This is a genomic window from Sutcliffiella halmapala (genome assembly GCF_002019665.1).
In the GTDB taxonomy this organism is placed as follows: Bacteria; Bacillota; Bacilli; order Bacillales; family Bacillaceae_I; genus Sutcliffiella_A; species Sutcliffiella_A halmapala.
Genome location: NZ_KV917375.1, coordinates 2,489,735 through 2,504,577, shown reverse-complemented (window position 1 = coordinate 2,504,577; position 14,843 = coordinate 2,489,735). Strand labels below are relative to the sequence as shown.

General features: G+C 37.4%; 18 protein-coding genes. 15 read left to right on the top strand and 3 right to left on the bottom strand.

The window, feature by feature from the left end:
* The first annotated feature begins 213 nt into the window (after window positions 1-213).
* From BK580_RS12230 to BK580_RS12210, 5 genes are all read left to right on the top strand, one after another.
* Window positions 214-345, top strand: a complete 132-nt coding sequence (locus BK580_RS12230; RefSeq protein WP_078380612.1) for an FbpB family small basic protein — start codon at window positions 214-216, stop codon at window positions 343-345.
* Window positions 346-412: 67 nt separating this feature from the next.
* Window positions 413-556, top strand: a complete 144-nt coding sequence (locus BK580_RS12225) for an acid-soluble spore protein N (protein WP_078380611.1) — start codon at window positions 413-415, stop codon at window positions 554-556.
* A 90-nt stretch (window positions 557-646) separates the two neighbouring features.
* Window positions 647-895 carry a small acid-soluble spore protein Tlp gene (tlp, locus tag BK580_RS12220; RefSeq protein ID WP_078380610.1) on the top strand — a complete coding sequence of 83 codons (249 nt, stop codon included), beginning with the start codon at window positions 647-649 and terminating at the stop codon, window positions 893-895.
* Between the two features lie 126 nt (window positions 896-1,021).
* Window positions 1,022-1,447, top strand: coding sequence for an acyl-CoA thioesterase (locus BK580_RS12215; RefSeq protein WP_078380609.1), 426 nt, complete (start codon window positions 1,022-1,024; stop codon window positions 1,445-1,447).
* Window positions 1,448-1,449: 2 nt separating this feature from the next.
* The gene (locus BK580_RS12210; protein ID WP_078380606.1) at window positions 1,450-1,761 is read left to right on the top strand and encodes a hypothetical protein; all 312 of its coding nucleotides are present in this window, start codon (window positions 1,450-1,452) and stop codon (window positions 1,759-1,761) included.
* Between the two features lie 30 nt (window positions 1,762-1,791).
* Here the strand turns inward: BK580_RS12210 and BK580_RS12205 are convergent, their stop codons facing one another.
* A complete protein-coding gene (locus BK580_RS12205) occupies window positions 1,792-2,079 on the bottom strand; it encodes a HesB/YadR/YfhF family protein (protein ID WP_078382756.1) in 288 nt (95 codons plus the stop codon).
* 147 nt (window positions 2,080-2,226) lie between these two features.
* Between BK580_RS12205 and BK580_RS12200 the strand changes: the two genes are divergently transcribed.
* The 3 genes from BK580_RS12200 to BK580_RS12190 all read left to right on the top strand — a co-directional run bounded on the left by BK580_RS12200 (window position 2,227) and on the right by BK580_RS12190 (window position 3,707).
* Complete coding sequence (locus BK580_RS12200) at window positions 2,227-2,742, top strand: NUDIX hydrolase (protein WP_169864958.1); 516 nt, start codon at window positions 2,227-2,229, stop codon at window positions 2,740-2,742.
* A gap of 77 nt (window positions 2,743-2,819) precedes the next feature.
* Window positions 2,820-3,245, top strand: coding sequence for an NUDIX hydrolase (locus BK580_RS12195; RefSeq protein WP_078382755.1), 426 nt, complete (start codon window positions 2,820-2,822; stop codon window positions 3,243-3,245).
* Between the two features lie 24 nt (window positions 3,246-3,269).
* Window positions 3,270-3,707, top strand: a complete 438-nt coding sequence (locus BK580_RS12190; protein WP_078380602.1) for a GNAT family N-acetyltransferase — start codon at window positions 3,270-3,272, stop codon at window positions 3,705-3,707.
* A gap of 140 nt (window positions 3,708-3,847) precedes the next feature.
* On the opposite strand, the gene BK580_RS12185 is transcribed toward BK580_RS12190, so the two are convergent.
* On the bottom strand, window positions 3,848-5,029 hold the full coding sequence (locus BK580_RS12185; protein WP_139364884.1) for a CapA family protein: 1,182 nt from the start codon (window positions 5,027-5,029) through the stop codon (window positions 3,848-3,850).
* Window positions 5,030-5,198: 169 nt separating this feature from the next.
* Here BK580_RS12185 and BK580_RS12180 point away from each other — a divergent pair, with 169 nt between their 5' ends.
* The 4 genes from BK580_RS12180 (at window position 5,199) to BK580_RS12165 (ending at window position 8,803) form a co-directional block, all read left to right on the top strand.
* Entirely contained in the window at window positions 5,199-6,980 is a 1,782-nt protein-coding gene (locus BK580_RS12180; protein WP_078380600.1) for a S9 family peptidase, read from the top strand.
* A gap of 340 nt (window positions 6,981-7,320) precedes the next feature.
* On the top strand, window positions 7,321-7,884 hold the full coding sequence (locus BK580_RS12175; protein WP_078380599.1) for a nucleotidyltransferase family protein: 564 nt from the start codon (window positions 7,321-7,323) through the stop codon (window positions 7,882-7,884).
* Window positions 7,885-7,902: 18 nt separating this feature from the next.
* Window positions 7,903-8,301, top strand: a complete 399-nt coding sequence (locus tag BK580_RS12170; protein ID WP_078380596.1) for a VOC family protein — start codon at window positions 7,903-7,905, stop codon at window positions 8,299-8,301.
* Between the two features lie 25 nt (window positions 8,302-8,326).
* Window positions 8,327-8,803 carry an 8-oxo-dGTP diphosphatase gene (locus BK580_RS12165; protein ID WP_078380594.1) on the top strand — a complete coding sequence of 159 codons (477 nt, stop codon included), beginning with the start codon at window positions 8,327-8,329 and terminating at the stop codon, window positions 8,801-8,803.
* A 33-nt stretch (window positions 8,804-8,836) separates the two neighbouring features.
* On the opposite strand, the gene plsY is transcribed toward BK580_RS12165, so the two are convergent.
* A complete protein-coding gene (plsY, locus tag BK580_RS12160; protein WP_078380593.1) occupies window positions 8,837-9,445 on the bottom strand; it encodes a glycerol-3-phosphate 1-O-acyltransferase PlsY in 609 nt (202 codons plus the stop codon).
* Window positions 9,446-9,628: 183 nt separating this feature from the next.
* Between plsY and BK580_RS12155 the strand changes: the two genes are divergently transcribed.
* From BK580_RS12155 to parC, 3 genes are all read left to right on the top strand, one after another.
* Complete coding sequence (locus BK580_RS12155; RefSeq protein WP_078380591.1) at window positions 9,629-10,042, top strand: CoA-binding protein; 414 nt, start codon at window positions 9,629-9,631, stop codon at window positions 10,040-10,042.
* 239 nt (window positions 10,043-10,281) lie between these two features.
* A complete protein-coding gene (gene parE, locus BK580_RS12150; protein ID WP_408055244.1) occupies window positions 10,282-12,246 on the top strand; it encodes a DNA topoisomerase IV subunit B in 1,965 nt (654 codons plus the stop codon).
* Between the two features lie 3 nt (window positions 12,247-12,249).
* Window positions 12,250-14,682 carry a DNA topoisomerase IV subunit A gene (gene parC, locus BK580_RS12145; protein ID WP_078380588.1) on the top strand — a complete coding sequence of 811 codons (2,433 nt, stop codon included), beginning with the start codon at window positions 12,250-12,252 and terminating at the stop codon, window positions 14,680-14,682.
* The last annotated feature ends 161 nt before the right edge of the window (window positions 14,683-14,843 follow it).

Genomic DNA, 14,843 nt, shown 5'->3' with positions numbered 1-14,843 from the left:
AAATTTTGATAATTATCTGTTTGGAAACCTGGAAAAAGGGCTATACCTTAATTAGATAGCTTTTTTTACCCCATGAATTGCTCCGGATTTCACTCATTTCTAATCAAGAACACTATTCTAATGAAAATCTCATCAATTTGTCGGAAATTTATCATAATTTTAAAGTATTTTGGACATTAATACTATTACAATAATAAGTAAGTAGGTGATACTATGAGAAGAATACGTAAACGTTCTTTTGAAGAGCTAGTTTTAGAAAATAAGCAGCTACTTTTAAAAGATGAGGAAGCTCTTCGTAAAATCGAAGACCGCTTAGAACAGAAGATGTTAAATAAAGCCGAATAACTTTCAAATATTTCTAGTTATGATTATCCCTCTTCCTTGAGATAGTAAAGGTAGGAGGGATGTTTTTATGAGTAATCCAAAAAGAAGTAGTAATCATTTTAACCCAAACCATATTGGTACACAGCCGCGAGCAGCGGGAGGCAATAAAGGGAAGCAAATGCAAGACAAATCAGGCAAGCACGCACAAGTTATTCAAACAAAAGGTGAATAGAAACCCATGTTTTTCAAGTTATTTAAATGCCTTTCCTGTACACAATAATACTTGTAGTTAATCTTCATGAGATATGGGAGGCGTTTTGTTATGGCTGAAAACAACCAACATCAGCATCAACCAAATCCGGATGATCGCAGTGACAATGTTGAGAAATTACAGAGTATGGTACAAAATACAATTGAAAATATTGAAGAGGCACATGAATCGATGCAATTTGCTGGTCCAGAGGAACGAGAGCTTATCGAAGCGAAAAACCATCGACGGGAAGAAAGTATTGCAGCTTTTAGGGCTGAGATTAAGGACGAAGCGAGTTCTCGGGAAAACGGACATCAATAGTTTATAAAGAGGTGGGCATATAGGGTGCCCGCCTCTTTTCTATCTCTTTCGATTGTTTTTCATATGGAAGATTATTCATTTATGGTATTATAAATAAATACTTTCTTAGCAAACGGGGGATAGAATATGTTAGTATCTACAAAAGAAATAGAAGTAAGATATGCTGAAACCGATCAAATGGGAGTTGTGTATCACGCGAATTATTTAGTTTGGATGGAGCTTGGGAGAACGCAACTGATAAAGGATTTAGGGTTTTCTTATGCACAAATGGAGCAGGATGGCATCATTTCGCCAGTCATTGATATAAATGTTTCTTATAAAAAGTCACTGCGTTATGGTGAAGTCGCTACGATACATACATGGATTGAAACTTACGACGGATTTAGAGTGGTGTATGGCTATAAAATTTTGACACCGAAGGAAGAGGTGGCGCTAATCGGTACCTCGTCTCATGTTTGTGTGAAAAAGGATAACTTTAAGCCTATTATCATTCGAAAGAAGTTTCCAGAATGGCATATTGCCTATGAAAACGCGAAAAAACAAGGAGAATAATCATGGCTTTTGGAATTGCTCGAGATGAACTGCTAAGGTGGAAACAACAAGTAGCTCGAGGAGAATTGGCGTTTATTACTCATTATTGGGTACATCCACGCTTCGAGGGTATCCATACCGTAACAAAAGCTGGGTGTAATGATTTGAAGAAACTTATTGCATGGGGGAACTCTTACGGTTTAAAAGAAGAATGGATCCACAAACGTGAAAAGTACCCTCATTTCGATCTAATCGGAGACAAACAATTAGCAATTCTAAAAACTGAAAATCAATGGGAACAAATTTATCGTTTCTTTCCAGAAGAAAAGAATTAGGATGCTTCCTAATTCTTTCTTTAAAGCGATTTATGCGTAATCAAACTTAGGTTCTTTTAATTCTTCGTCAAAGGAAATATGGAGATCATGACCGTCAAAATACCATTCCTCTTTTTCCTCCACGAAGAAGGTAATTCCATCATGTTCTACACTAGCTGCTGGTTGATCTGGATTTTCTTTTATTATTCCTAGAGAGAATCCTTTTTGAACGGTACTGCATCCACCATATCGAACATGAAAGCGAATATTGTCACCGCTTTTTAATTCAAGTTCACGCTTATACCAGTCTAACGCTGATTGAGCCATTGTCATTTTCATTTTTGTAACTCCTTTATTTTTAGATTGCATGAATTTTTTGAAAAATAATGGAGTTTCCATTATATAAAAATCATACGGAATATGTACCTTCTTATTATAACTAAATTCCACTATATGAACCAAACGAAACCACTTGGGGGGAGAACATTGGAATTACCTTACACGATCTGCTTTATAACAAAAGGAGACTCTATCCTATTACTATTTCGCAACAAGGCACCTAATAAAGGTAAGTGGAATGGGGTTGGAGGGAAGATTGAGTTAAATGAAATACCATATGAAGCTATTTTAAGGGAAGCTTGGGAAGAAACAGGGCTGATTATTAAGGATCTGTCTTTTAGAGGGATTGTCACCTGGAACAAGAAAGGTGGTATGTATGTGTATACTGGTTCTGATACAGAAGGTAGTCTCTTAGAAGGGCCTGAAGGAAAACTGGAATGGAAGCCGCTAGAATGGATAAAGACTTCTTCAGAAGTGGTGAGCAATATGCCATACTTTTTACCGTATATCCTTACGGAAGGCAAACCGAAAGAACATGCTTTTTTCTACTCGGAATCTGGAGGAATTATAGATTATAAGGTGTTTGATTTAGCGGATTCGCTAATTTCTAAAGCAGGTAGCCAGAGAACTGAACAGCATAGCAGGATAGTAGTGGCAAAATAAGATCAATCAACTACTTGTATTTGGCTCTTTTTACAATAAAATTTCTTAATATTCATGGTATTCGGAGGATTAAAATGATGATTCGAGTGGATGTAGCTTACGTACTTCTCTATAACGAGGAAACGAACCAAATACTAATGGTGTTGAACAAAGGCGAAGGAGAAGATCCGTCTTATTTCACGTTGCCAGGTGGTGCTGTGGAACAAGGAGAGACGTTAGAGGAAGCCGCAAGAAGAGAGACCAAGGAAGAGACTGGTTTAAATGTGGTAGTGAATGGCATTGTAGGGATTACAGAAGCGTTTTTCCGAAAAAGAGGCCATCATGCAGTATTCTTTATTTTTCTAGGGAAGATGGTTAGTGGTGAGGTGAAAATTTCGCTACCAGAGGAAATTGAAGAGGTAGTATGGATGGATGCATCAGTTGCAAGAGAACACATAGGTATTTCTAATATTGATGTTAAAACAGTAACAACAATCCCATATTTCTATCAGGGGTTAAAATAAATAGTACAAAGGGGAAATAGAGAAATGACTATACATAAAGCCACTTTAGATCAATTAGAAGAATTAGGAGCATTGTTCGATTTATATCGAGTTTTCTATGAACAACAAACAGATATCGAGGGAGCGAAAGGATTTTTAAAAGAAAGAATAATGAATGAAGAATCTGTGATTTTCCTGGCTTTTGACAATGGAATTGCCGTTGGTTTTACTCAGCTTTATCCGACCTTTTCCTCTGTGAAAATGAAGCGAACATGGGTGTTAAATGATTTGTTTGTTAATGAAAAGGCTCGAGGCAAAGGTTTCGGAGAGAAGCTCGTGAATGAAGCAATTGCTTTTGCAAATGAGACTGGTGCATCTGGAGTATTGCTAGAAACAGCGCAAGATAATGTAAATGCCCAGAGATTGTATGAAAAAATCGGCTTTGTAAAAGAAGAAAACTACTTCTATTTTTATTCAGTTTAATAAAGAATAATTGCTGATTTTAAGAGGACAAGCGAACTCTAATTTTTCAGATGAATACGTTCTTTTAAATCAATAATTGAAGAAATCTAGCACAAAAAATAAAAATAGCTGACGGATTTCGGCCCATCAGCTATTTTTATTTAGTTTATTTCCTCATCTTCTAGCCATTGATACATATGGTTTAACATTTCTTCTGTTTTCGCTTTTGCATTTGGAAAACCAAAGGAAGCAGCATCCTTTAATGGAACAACATGATATTTTGTAGGATTAACTTGAGAAACATAGGTTGGGATAAAATCATCTACTTTAATATCAATTTTTGTGTTATCCCCATCGACAAATTTCTCCACTTTTAATTGAACGATTCCACCGATATCTTTATAGTCATCCTTTTGTCCAGATAAAAAGTTGCCTAACGAATAGACGACAAACATCTTGTTACCGTCTGGACGCTCTAAGAACTTCATTGGCTGAAGAACGTGTGGATGATGCCCGATGACAATATCCACATTCAAGCCTGCTAAGAAATCTGCCAGGTCTTCTTGTTCACTGTTCGGTAATAAGATGTATTCGACACCCCAATGCATCGCGACTACCACAACATCGGAATTTTCTTGAGCCTCTTTTACATCACGTTCGATTACTTCACGATCAATCAGGTTCACGAAATATTCTTTTCCTTCTGGAATAGGGATTCCATTTGTGCCATAAGTATAGGACAGGAAGGAGAAGGTAATCCCTTTTTTTGTAATAGTACGAAGTGTAGCTCGATCTTCTTTACTTTTATATCCACCAACATATTGCATGTCAATTGTTTCATAATGATTAATAGCGTTCATTATGGCTTTTTCTCCACGATCAAGCGTATGGTTGTTCGCGATACTTACAATATCTACTCCAGCATTTTGCAGGGCGTCCGCTACTTCAAATGGGCTATTAAAGCTTGGATAGTTAGATAACCCTATTTCCGTACCACCAATAATTGTTTCCTGATTGGCAATGGAAATATCCGTGTCTTGGAGATAACCCTTTACTCGGTCTAACATTGGATTAAAATCGTAGCTGCTTTCTCCAGTTTTTGCAGCATCATAAACAGTACTATGGATTAACAGGTCACCAACAGCAGAAATCGTTGCTTCGGTGCGGAACGCCTTTTCTTGTGCTTCCATTTGTTTGTTCTGGTGTATTCTTACTTCCTGAGGTATCGAATCCCCTGTTTTTGAGGAAGAAGAATTATATTGATTGAGTAGTAACGCTGAAAAAGCAGTTCCTATTACTAAGATTAATAGGATAGGTAAAACTATTTTCCATTTAGCTTTCACGATATTGACCCCTTTTTTATTCTTTTCTACCCTCCACTATAATACATTTTTCAGCTTTTTGTTATCCTTTTCTAGGAAAAAAGTCGAATTTTCAAATTTTTTGCAGGGATTTTCATTTGTTTCCCGAAGTACAGTATAGGAGTCAATTGATTTGAAAGGGGAATAACGTATGCTAGCATTTAAAAAACCAGAAGTGGAACAATTCTTTAAAGTTTTCAATATCCAAGATTTCACCATTAGTCCGGATGAAAAGCAGCTAGTTTATAGCACAAATTTAACAGGTCATTATAACTTGTGGGCGATGGATTTACCGAACAACTATCCCTATCCGTTAACATTTAATAATCAGAGCTGCCATGAGTTAAAATATGAGCCAAATGGAGCTTACATTTTAGCGAGTTTTGATCAGGATGGAAATGAGTTGACCCAGTTTTATGCATTGCCGAATCAAGGCGGGGAATTAGAGGAGCTTCGAGTAGATAAAGAACATCGTCATATGCTTCCGAAATTCTCTAAAGATGGCCAAAGACTGTATTTCACTTCTTCAAAGAATAATCAAACCTATTTGAATACTTATTGCTATAACATAGAAACAAAAGAAGAAACAATGATTGTGGAAGGCACAGATGCCCCAAACTTCTTGGTGGATGTTGCGGCAGATGAAAAAAGTCTTATCATTATAAAGCATTTTGCAAATACTTACACATTAGCCTATTTAGTGAAGGATGGAAAATCCGTACTATTAACGCCTGAAACGAAGAAACAACATACTGTGAATAGTGCGATTTTTACTGATCCAACTTCTATCTATTTAGTGACTGATTACGAAGATGATAATGGGTATCTTGCACGCTATAATCTTGAAACACAAACGTTCTCAAGGGTTACAGAAGAGCATGATTTACACCTCACTAATATGTATTTTGACAAAAAAGGTAACCAATTGTATCTTGTTTCTTCCAAAGGGGTAGAGGATACCTTCTATTCTTACTGCTTGGAGAAAAAGGAACTACATAAGGTGGAAACACCGGTAGATATCATTGACAAAGTTATTATCGCAGAGAGCGGTACTGTATATGTATTAGGTAAAACGGCGAGTAAACCAGCTAATTTGTATAAACAAGTGGATGGCTCATGGGAAGCCCTAACCAATAATCGTGTTCCAGCAGTGGAAGATGAAAATCTATCAGATCCGGAAGTACTAACGTACCCTTCTTTTGATGGATTAGAAATTGAGGCGTTATTTTTCAAAGCTAAGGAAGAAGTAACGAATGGCCATGTCATTCTATGGCCTCATGGGGGACCACAAAGTTCGGAAAGAAAGTTTTTCCGGTCATACTTCCAATTTCTTGTGAATCGTGGCTATAGTATTTTTGCTCCGAATTTCCGTGGCTCCTCAAATTATGGTTTGAATTACATGAAAATGGTGGAAGGAGACTGGGGACACGGCCCTAGATTAGATAATATAACAGGATTAGAATGGTTAATCGAAAATGGCTATGCAGATCGTGACAAAATTTTCTTAATGGGAGGAAGCTACGGTGGCTATATGGCGCTTCTTCTACACGGAAGACATCCTGAATACTTTAAGGCGGTTATCGATATCTTTGGAGTAAGTAATTTGTTCTCCTTTATCGAGTCTGTCCCAGAGCATTGGAAACCGATAATGAAGCAATGGGTAGGAGATCCGGTAGAGGATAAAGATAGACTTATTGTTGATTCTCCAACGACCTATTTGGACACGATGACGAAGCCAATGCTCATTATCCAAGGAGCTAATGACCCGCGTGTGGTAAAACAGGAATCCGATCAGATTGTTGAAGCATTGAAAGAAAAGGGTCGAGAAGTTGAATACCTTGTACTCGATGATGAAGGACATGGATTCTCGAAAAAAGAAAATGAAATTAAGGTTTTCCAAGCAATTTTAACGTTTTTAGACGCTCGTTTATAAAAAGTACTCAAAAACAAGCTGCTCTTATGTGGTAGCTTGTTTTTTGATGCACTAGTTTTTATCATTTGCCTGTTTCACTGGCGGATTCGTCGGAAATTATTGGACATTGGTCCGATTCGGTGGGGATTCGTCCGGAATTACAGTACATTCGTCGAATCTAGGTGGGGATTCGTCCGAAATTACTCTACATTCGTCCGATTTGAGCAAAGATTCGTCCAAAATCCTTCTCCATTCGTCCAATTCACTAGAAGACACCTAATATTCAGAATTCACTTTCATTCTAAATGCCTTTTTATTATAATAAGAATATACGTTCGCATTATAGGGAAGAGGCGGAAACATGCTGTACAATGAAGAAGATGTGAAAAAACTTATCATTAATGATGAGTGGATGATGGATATTATTAGAGCTGTGAAAACATTAAACTTACCCGATTGGTGGATTTGTGCCGGATTTGTCCGCTCTAAAGTTTGGGACACGCTACATCAATTCCAACGGACAACTATACCAGATATTGATGTTATTTACTATGATCCTTTTAATACTACTAAAGAAGTAGAAAAAGTATTAGAAGAAGAATTAAAAGCTCTCCTACCTTGCATTCCATGGTCTGTAAAAAATCAGGCAAGAATGCATACGGTGAACAAGTTAGCTCCATATACTTCATCAATAGATGCCATATCGAAATTCCCAGAGACAGCAACGGCTTTAGGAGTTAAGCTAGATTTAGATAATAGGTTAATACTTGCTGCTCCTTGTGGATTGGATGATGTAATAAACTTAAGGGTCCGACCTACTGATTTTTTCAAAGAAACGGAAGAACGTAGGGAAATCTACCAAGCACGTTTACGAAAAAAGAACTGGATTGCAATTTGGAATAAGATCGATATGGAAGAAGCATAAAATAGGAGGGTTAATTATATGGAAGGTGTCTTACACCATGTAGAGCTATATGTGTCAAATATAAAGAAATCAACTGAATATTGGGGGTGGCTCCTAGAAGAATTAGGATACACGGTTTATCAAAAATGGGAGCAAGGGCAAAGCTGGAAGAAAGGAGAGACCTATCTAGTTTTTGTGCAAGCTGAGGAAAGATTCTTAGATGTACCCTATCATAGGAGTAGAGTAGGATTGAACCATTTAGCTTTCCATGTTAGTACTCGAAATAGAGTGGATGAAATGACAGAGAAATTAAGAGAAAGAAATATACCTATTCTCTATCAGGATAAGCACCCTTTTGCAGGGGGAGAAAATTATTATGCAGTGTTTTTTGAGGATCCCGATCGAATAAAGGTAGAACTTGTGGCTCCTTCAAAATAAAATAACTAATAAAGAGGGCAAAAGTATGACAGGAAATATTAAGATAGATCTATATACGATGTGTTTAGTTCAGAATGGAGATAAAGTACTTCTTATCAATAGACCAGATAAGAAAGGTTTTCCAGGTTATATTGGGCCAGGTGGTAAAGTCGATTTTCCAGAGAGTCTAACAGAAGGCGCAACCCGAGAAGTATTGGAAGAAACGGGGCTTAAGGTTAAGAATTTAATCTACAAGGGATTAGACGAATATGTAGATATTAAGAAAGGTTACCGTTATATGGTGTATAATTACATTACAAGCTCATTTGAAGGAGAATTATTACAACATCCTCCAGAAGGTGATTTACATTGGGTTTCCATCGAAGAGGCATTAGAACTCCCGATGCAACCTTGGTTCAAGAAACGTTTTCCGCTTTTTTTTGCAGATGGTACTTTTGAAATATACTCGATGTGGGATGAGGCAGAAAAAGAAACGTTAAAGGAAACAGTTAAACACCTATAAAAAAACGCCCAGATTAGAATCTGAGCGATTGTTTTAGCTGTTTTGCTTTTTCTTCTTCAAGTTTAACCATGAAATCTTAGGTTCTGTTTTATTCCAAATACGTCCTATGTTAGCCCTGTGTTTAAAAATCACAAAGGCAGTTAACAAGGAGACCGCAATAATCAATGGTAGATCTCCGAATGCGATGCTATAAATTGTTGCAACGACACCTGTAAGCATGGAGGAAAGCGATACATATTTAGTTAAAAACAAGAAAAGAAAGAAACAAAATAGCATAATTACAAATAATAATGGACTTATAAAAAGTAAAACACCACCAGAAGTTGCAACAGCCTTACCTCCGCGAAATTTAGCAAATATCGGATAAACATGACCTACTACAGCAAAGGCTCCTGCAAGTAATGGGTGGATATTTGCAGCTAGCAGAATAGGTAGAGATGCTGCTAGTGTTCCTTTTAAAATATCACAGATCGTGACGATAAGTCCGGCTTTCACACCTAACGTACGAAATGTATTGGTTCCACCTAAGTTTCCGCTACCATGTTCTCTAATATCGATTCCATATCCGATTTTTCCAACAAGTAGCGCGAAGGGGATGGAGCCTAGTAGATAAGCAAGTATAATGATAATAAGTTCGATCATTCCATAAACTCCTTTATGTAATTATTCCTATCTTTAATATATGTTAAAATTCACAAGATGCAAAGGGTTTCTTGCATCTAATGAAGAATTAAGTATAAGGAGAACAAATCAAATTCTATTGTTAAATTTAATATAAACGGGTATACCATACAGAGATACCTTAATAGAAAGGGGAATTATTAAATGAGTGTTCCAAACCCGAGTCGTGAAGAAATAGGCAAGATCTTAAAACAGAGCAAGCGAATTGCAGTTGTAGGCTTATCTGATAATCCGCAGCGCACTTCCTACATGGTTTCAAAAGCCATGCAAGATGCTGGTTATGAAATCATTCCTGTCAATCCAGTAGTGGAGGAAGTATTAGGAGTAAAGGCAGTATCTTCTCTTAAAGAAGTAGAAGGGCACGTCGACATAGTTAATGTTTTCCGTAGATCTGAGTATCTATTCGACGTTGCAAAAGAGTTTTTAGAAATAGATGCAGATGTATATTGGGCGCAGCTTGGTCTTGAAGATGAAAAAACCTATGAACTATTAAAGGAAAAGGGCTACACAGTGATCATGGATCGTTGTATTAAAGTGGAGCATGCTTTAACAAAATAGTACTTTTCGTCCTTGTTTTGTTACTCAAAACAAGGATTTTTATTCTCGATAAGACAAGAAATGTTGGCGAGAGCTGAAGAACGCTATACAATAGAGCGTAGACAACTTTAAAATGTATGTTAATATATATACGAATATTTGTTTGTTGCTGAACGAACAAATTGGATAAATAAAAAGGTATATAGAGTACCTATACATAATTAGTTTTTGGTAGTAGTTTTGAAAGGGGTATGTTTTTTGTGGTAAAAAATACGATTGAATATAACGATGATGCGATACAGGTATTAGAAGGTCTTGAAGCAGTTCGAAAACGTCCTGGGATGTATATTGGAAGTACGGACTCTAGAGGTCTTCATCATCTTGTATACGAGATCCTCGATAACTCTGTTGATGAAGCATTAGGCGGGTTCGGCGATCATATCATTGTGACGATACATAAAGATAATAGTATAAGTGTGAAGGATAAAGGCCGTGGAATGCCTACCGGAATGCATAAAATGGGAAAACCTACCCCTGAAGTTATTTTAACGGTATTACATGCAGGTGGAAAATTCGGACAGGGTGGCTATAAAACAAGTGGAGGTTTGCATGGAGTTGGTGCATCCGTAGTTAATGCCTTGTCAGAGTGGCTTGTCGTAACGATTAAACGTGATGGTTATGTATTTGAACAGCGTTTTGAGAACGGTGGAAAGCCAGTTACGACCTTAGAGAAAATAGGAACGACAAAGCAATCAGGAACGACGATACATTTTAAACCAGATACAACGATATTTAGCACGACCACATATAATTTTGAAACTCTTTGTGAACGTATACGCGAGTCAGCGTTTTTATTAAAGGGGTTAAAAATAGAGCTGAATGATGAACGGAATGGTGTAAAAGAAGTATTCCACTATGAGAGCGGAATCGAGGCTTTTGTTACTTATTTGAATGAAGAGAAAGATTCACTCCACAACGTAGTATCCTTTGAAGGAATTCAAAATGGAATGGAAGTTGACTTTGCATTCCAATTCAATGACGGCTATTCTGAGACAATTCTCTCTTTTGTTAACAATGTGCGTACAAAAGACGGCGGTACCCATGAATCAGGTGCTAAAACAGCGATGACGCGAATTTTTAACGAATATGCAAGAAAAGTTAATTTACTAAAAGAAAAAGATAAAAACTTAGATGGATCTGATATTCGTGAGGGATTATCGGCGATTATTTCTGTAAGAATTCCAGAGGAGCTCTTACAATTTGAAGGCCAAACAAAAGGAAAGCTCGGAACAAGTGAGGCTCGTTCTGCTGTTGATTCTGTTGTTTCCGAACATCTAGCGTATTTTTTAGAGGAAAACCCTGATACAAGCTCCATGCTTGTAAAAAAATCAATTAAAGCCTTTCAAGCACGTGAAGCGGCAAGAAAAGCGCGTGAAGATGCACGTAGCGGCAAGAAAAGAAAACGTTCTGACGCGATGTTAAGTGGGAAATTGACACCTGCTCAGTCCCGTAATCCACAAAAAAATGAAATCTATTTAGTAGAGGGTGACTCTGCAGGTGGTTCGGCAAAACAAGGCCGGGATCGTCGTTTCCAAGCCGTCTTGCCTCTACGTGGTAAAGTAATTAATACAGAAAAGGCAAAGCTTGCGGATATCTTCAAAAACGAAGAGATTAACACGATTATTCATGCAATTGGTGGTGGAGTAGGTCCAGACTTTTCGGTTGACGATATCAATTACGACAAAGTAATCATCATGACAGATGCTGATACGGATGGAGCACATATCCAGGTTCTTCTTCTGACGTTCTTTTATCGTTATATGAAGCCTCTTATTGAAGCTGGAAAAATATTCATTGCCTTGCCACCGCTATATAAAGTTAGTAAAGGGACCGGTAAAAAGGAAATTTTGGAATATGCATGGTCCGATGAAGAAATGAAAGGCGCCATTCAAAAAATTGGACGTGGTTATATCATTCAGCGTTATAAAGGTCTAGGAGAAATGAATGCGGATCAACTGTGGGAAACAACCATGAACCCTGAGACAAGAACGCTTATTAGAGTGCGTATAGACGATGCTGCAAGAGCGGAACGTCGCGTTACGACCTTAATGGGAGATAAAGTAGAACCACGTCGTAAATGGATTGAAAGTAATGTGGCTTTCGGTCTAGAAGAAGACCCTAATATACTAGAAAATGATAATTTATTGGTCGCAGAGGAGGTATAACAGATGACACAGACAGAGAAATTTCACGACTTACCCCTAGAGGATGTTATAGGCGACCGATTTGGACGTTATAGTAAATATATTATACAAGAGCGAGCACTTCCGGACGCACGAGACGGATTAAAGCCAGTACAACGTCGTATTTTATATGCCATGTACGCGGAAGGAAATCTAGCAGACAAACCATTCCGTAAATCGGCCAAAACAGTTGGTAACGTAATCGGTAACTATCACCCACATGGAGATTCATCGGTTTACGATGCAATGGTACGTATGAGCCAAGACTGGAAATTACGGAACATGTTAATCGAAATGCACGGAAATAACGGTAGTATTGATGGAGATCCGCCAGCTGCGATGCGTTATACAGAAGCTCGTTTGTCACCAATAGCGTCGGAACTACTACGTGATTTAGATAAACAGACAGTAGAATTTATTCCTAACTTTGATGATACTAGCAAAGAACCGACAGTTTTGCCTGCAATGTACCCGAATCTTCTGGTGAACGGATCAACAGGTATCTCAGCTGGTTATGCAACCGATATCCCTCCACATCATCTTGGCGAAGTAATAGACGCAACCATTATGCGTATCGACAACCCAAACAGTACAGTGGATGATTTAATGACCATTGTCAAAGGACCTGATTTCCCGACAGGTGGTATTATTCAAGGGGTTGAAGGTATTAAGAAAGCCTATGAGACTGGTAAAGGGAAAATTATCATTCGTGGAAAAGCTGAAGTGGAAGATATTCGTGGTGGAAAGCAACAAATCGTTATTACGGAAGTTCCATATGAAGTAAATAAAGCAAACCTTGTGAAAAAAATTGATGAGCTCCGTTACGATAAAAAGGTAGATGGTATTTCCGAAGTGCGTGATGAAACAGACCGTACAGGATTACGTGTTGTCATCGAATTGAAAAAAGAGGCAGATGCATCTGGTATTTTAAATTATTTGTATAAGAATACAGACTTGCAAATTCCATTCAACTTTAATATGGTTGCGATTTATAACAAGAGACCCACTTTGATGGGATTACCGCACTTTTTAGACGCATACATTGCCCACCAAAAAGAAGTAATCTCCAATCGCTCCCGTTTTGAATTAGCGAAAGCAAAAGAACGCGAGCATGTAGTCGAAGGTTTAATGAAAGCACTCTCTATTTTAGATGAGGTAATTGCTACTATCCGTGCTTCCAAAGACAAAAAGGATGCAAAAGATAACTTAATTGCAAAGTATACTTTTACAGAACCACAAGCCGAAGCGATTGTTTCTTTACAGTTATACCGTTTAACGAATACCGATATCACTGCACTTCAACAAGAAGCTGCAGAATTGGCAAAGAAAATTTTCGACTTAGAAGCGATTCTTTCAAGTGAAAAGAAATTGTTCTCTGTTATAAAAACAGATCTTAAAAGAGTGAAGAAGCTCTATACTAATGAGCGAAAATCAAAAATTGAGCAAGAAATAGAAGAGCTCAAAATCAACTTAGAAGTTATGATTCCTTCAGAAGACGTCATTGTTACCGTTACGAAAGATGGCTATGTAAAGAGAACAAGTCTGCGCTCTTATTCTGCTTCTAATGGGCAGGATTTTGGTATGAAGGAAACAGATCGAGTCATTTCTAAACTTGACATCAATACAACAGACACATTATTGTTGTTTACCAATAAAGGAAATTATCTATATCTCCCTGTTCATGAGCTTCCAGATATTCGTTGGAAGGATATGGGGCAGCATGTAGCAAATATAATAAGTATTGATCGAGATGAGTTTATATTAAAGGCGATTCCAGTTAGTAATTTTGAAGAGGCAAAGTTCTTATTATTCTTTACGAAAAATGGAATGGTCAAGAAAACGGAGCTCTCGCAGTATAAAGCACAAAGATATTCTAAACCTTTAATGGCGATTAACCTTAAGGGTGACGATCAACTTGTAAATATTCACATGACAGATGGCCAACAAGATGTGTTTCTAGCAACGAGAAATGGCTATGGTTTATGGTTCACAGAAGAAGAAATTAATGTGGTAGGGGCACGTGCAGCCGGAGTAAAAGGGATTAACTTAAAAGACGATGATACGGTGGTAAATGGATTAGTTTTTGAAAAGGACGTTAAGATTTCATTATTTATTGCGACACATCGTGGTGCAGTAAAAAAACTAAAAATCACTGAATTTGATAAAACTTCACGAGCTAAACGTGGGTTAGTAATGCTACGTGAAGTAAAGAATAATCCTCATAAAATCGCAGCAGTAGATTTGGTCCAACATGACAGTCTGATCTATTTACAATCAGAAAAAGGTACAGTCGAAACCGTAGAAGCCAATCTCTATCGAAATAATGACAGATACTCCAATGGATCCTTTGTCATTGATCAACAAGAGGCTGGAGACGTTATCGAGATGTGGGTAGAGAATAAAGGACCTACAAAGTAAAATCGTTATTAAAATTAACCATAAATAAAACGGCTTGGAGATTCATTCCAGGCCGTATTTTTATTCGAACTATTAATTAAAATTACATTACCTAAATAATATCAATTCTTTCATTTGCTATAATTCTGTTATTAATCTAGAAATCCTGCTTTATATTTCCC

What these genes read in the sequence shown, in the direction of transcription:
- BK580_RS12230 (WP_078380612.1), top strand. Translation starts at nt 214, where the DNA reads ATGAGAAGAATACGTAAACGTTCTTTTGAAGAGCTAGTTTTAGAAAAT.
- BK580_RS12225 (WP_078380611.1), top strand. Translation starts at nt 413, where the DNA reads ATGAGTAATCCAAAAAGAAGTAGTAATCATTTTAACCCAAACCATATT.
- tlp (WP_078380610.1), top strand. Translation starts at nt 647, where the DNA reads ATGGCTGAAAACAACCAACATCAGCATCAACCAAATCCGGATGATCGC.
- BK580_RS12215 (WP_078380609.1), top strand. Translation starts at nt 1,022, where the DNA reads ATGTTAGTATCTACAAAAGAAATAGAAGTAAGATATGCTGAAACCGAT.
- BK580_RS12210 (WP_078380606.1), top strand. Translation starts at nt 1,450, where the DNA reads ATGGCTTTTGGAATTGCTCGAGATGAACTGCTAAGGTGGAAACAACAA.
- BK580_RS12205 (WP_078382756.1), bottom strand. Translation starts at nt 2,079, where the DNA reads ATGAAAATGACAATGGCTCAATCAGCGTTAGACTGGTATAAGCGTGAA.
- BK580_RS12195 (WP_078382755.1), top strand. Translation starts at nt 2,820, where the DNA reads ATGATTCGAGTGGATGTAGCTTACGTACTTCTCTATAACGAGGAAACG.
- BK580_RS12190 (WP_078380602.1), top strand. Translation starts at nt 3,270, where the DNA reads ATGACTATACATAAAGCCACTTTAGATCAATTAGAAGAATTAGGAGCA.
- BK580_RS12180 (WP_078380600.1), top strand. Translation starts at nt 5,199, where the DNA reads ATGCTAGCATTTAAAAAACCAGAAGTGGAACAATTCTTTAAAGTTTTC.
- BK580_RS12175 (WP_078380599.1), top strand. Translation starts at nt 7,321, where the DNA reads ATGCTGTACAATGAAGAAGATGTGAAAAAACTTATCATTAATGATGAG.
- BK580_RS12170 (WP_078380596.1), top strand. Translation starts at nt 7,903, where the DNA reads ATGGAAGGTGTCTTACACCATGTAGAGCTATATGTGTCAAATATAAAG.
- BK580_RS12165 (WP_078380594.1), top strand. Translation starts at nt 8,327, where the DNA reads ATGACAGGAAATATTAAGATAGATCTATATACGATGTGTTTAGTTCAG.
- plsY (WP_078380593.1), bottom strand. Translation starts at nt 9,445, where the DNA reads ATGATCGAACTTATTATCATTATACTTGCTTATCTACTAGGCTCCATC.
- BK580_RS12155 (WP_078380591.1), top strand. Translation starts at nt 9,629, where the DNA reads ATGAGTGTTCCAAACCCGAGTCGTGAAGAAATAGGCAAGATCTTAAAA.
- parC (WP_078380588.1), top strand. Translation starts at nt 12,250, where the DNA reads ATGACACAGACAGAGAAATTTCACGACTTACCCCTAGAGGATGTTATA.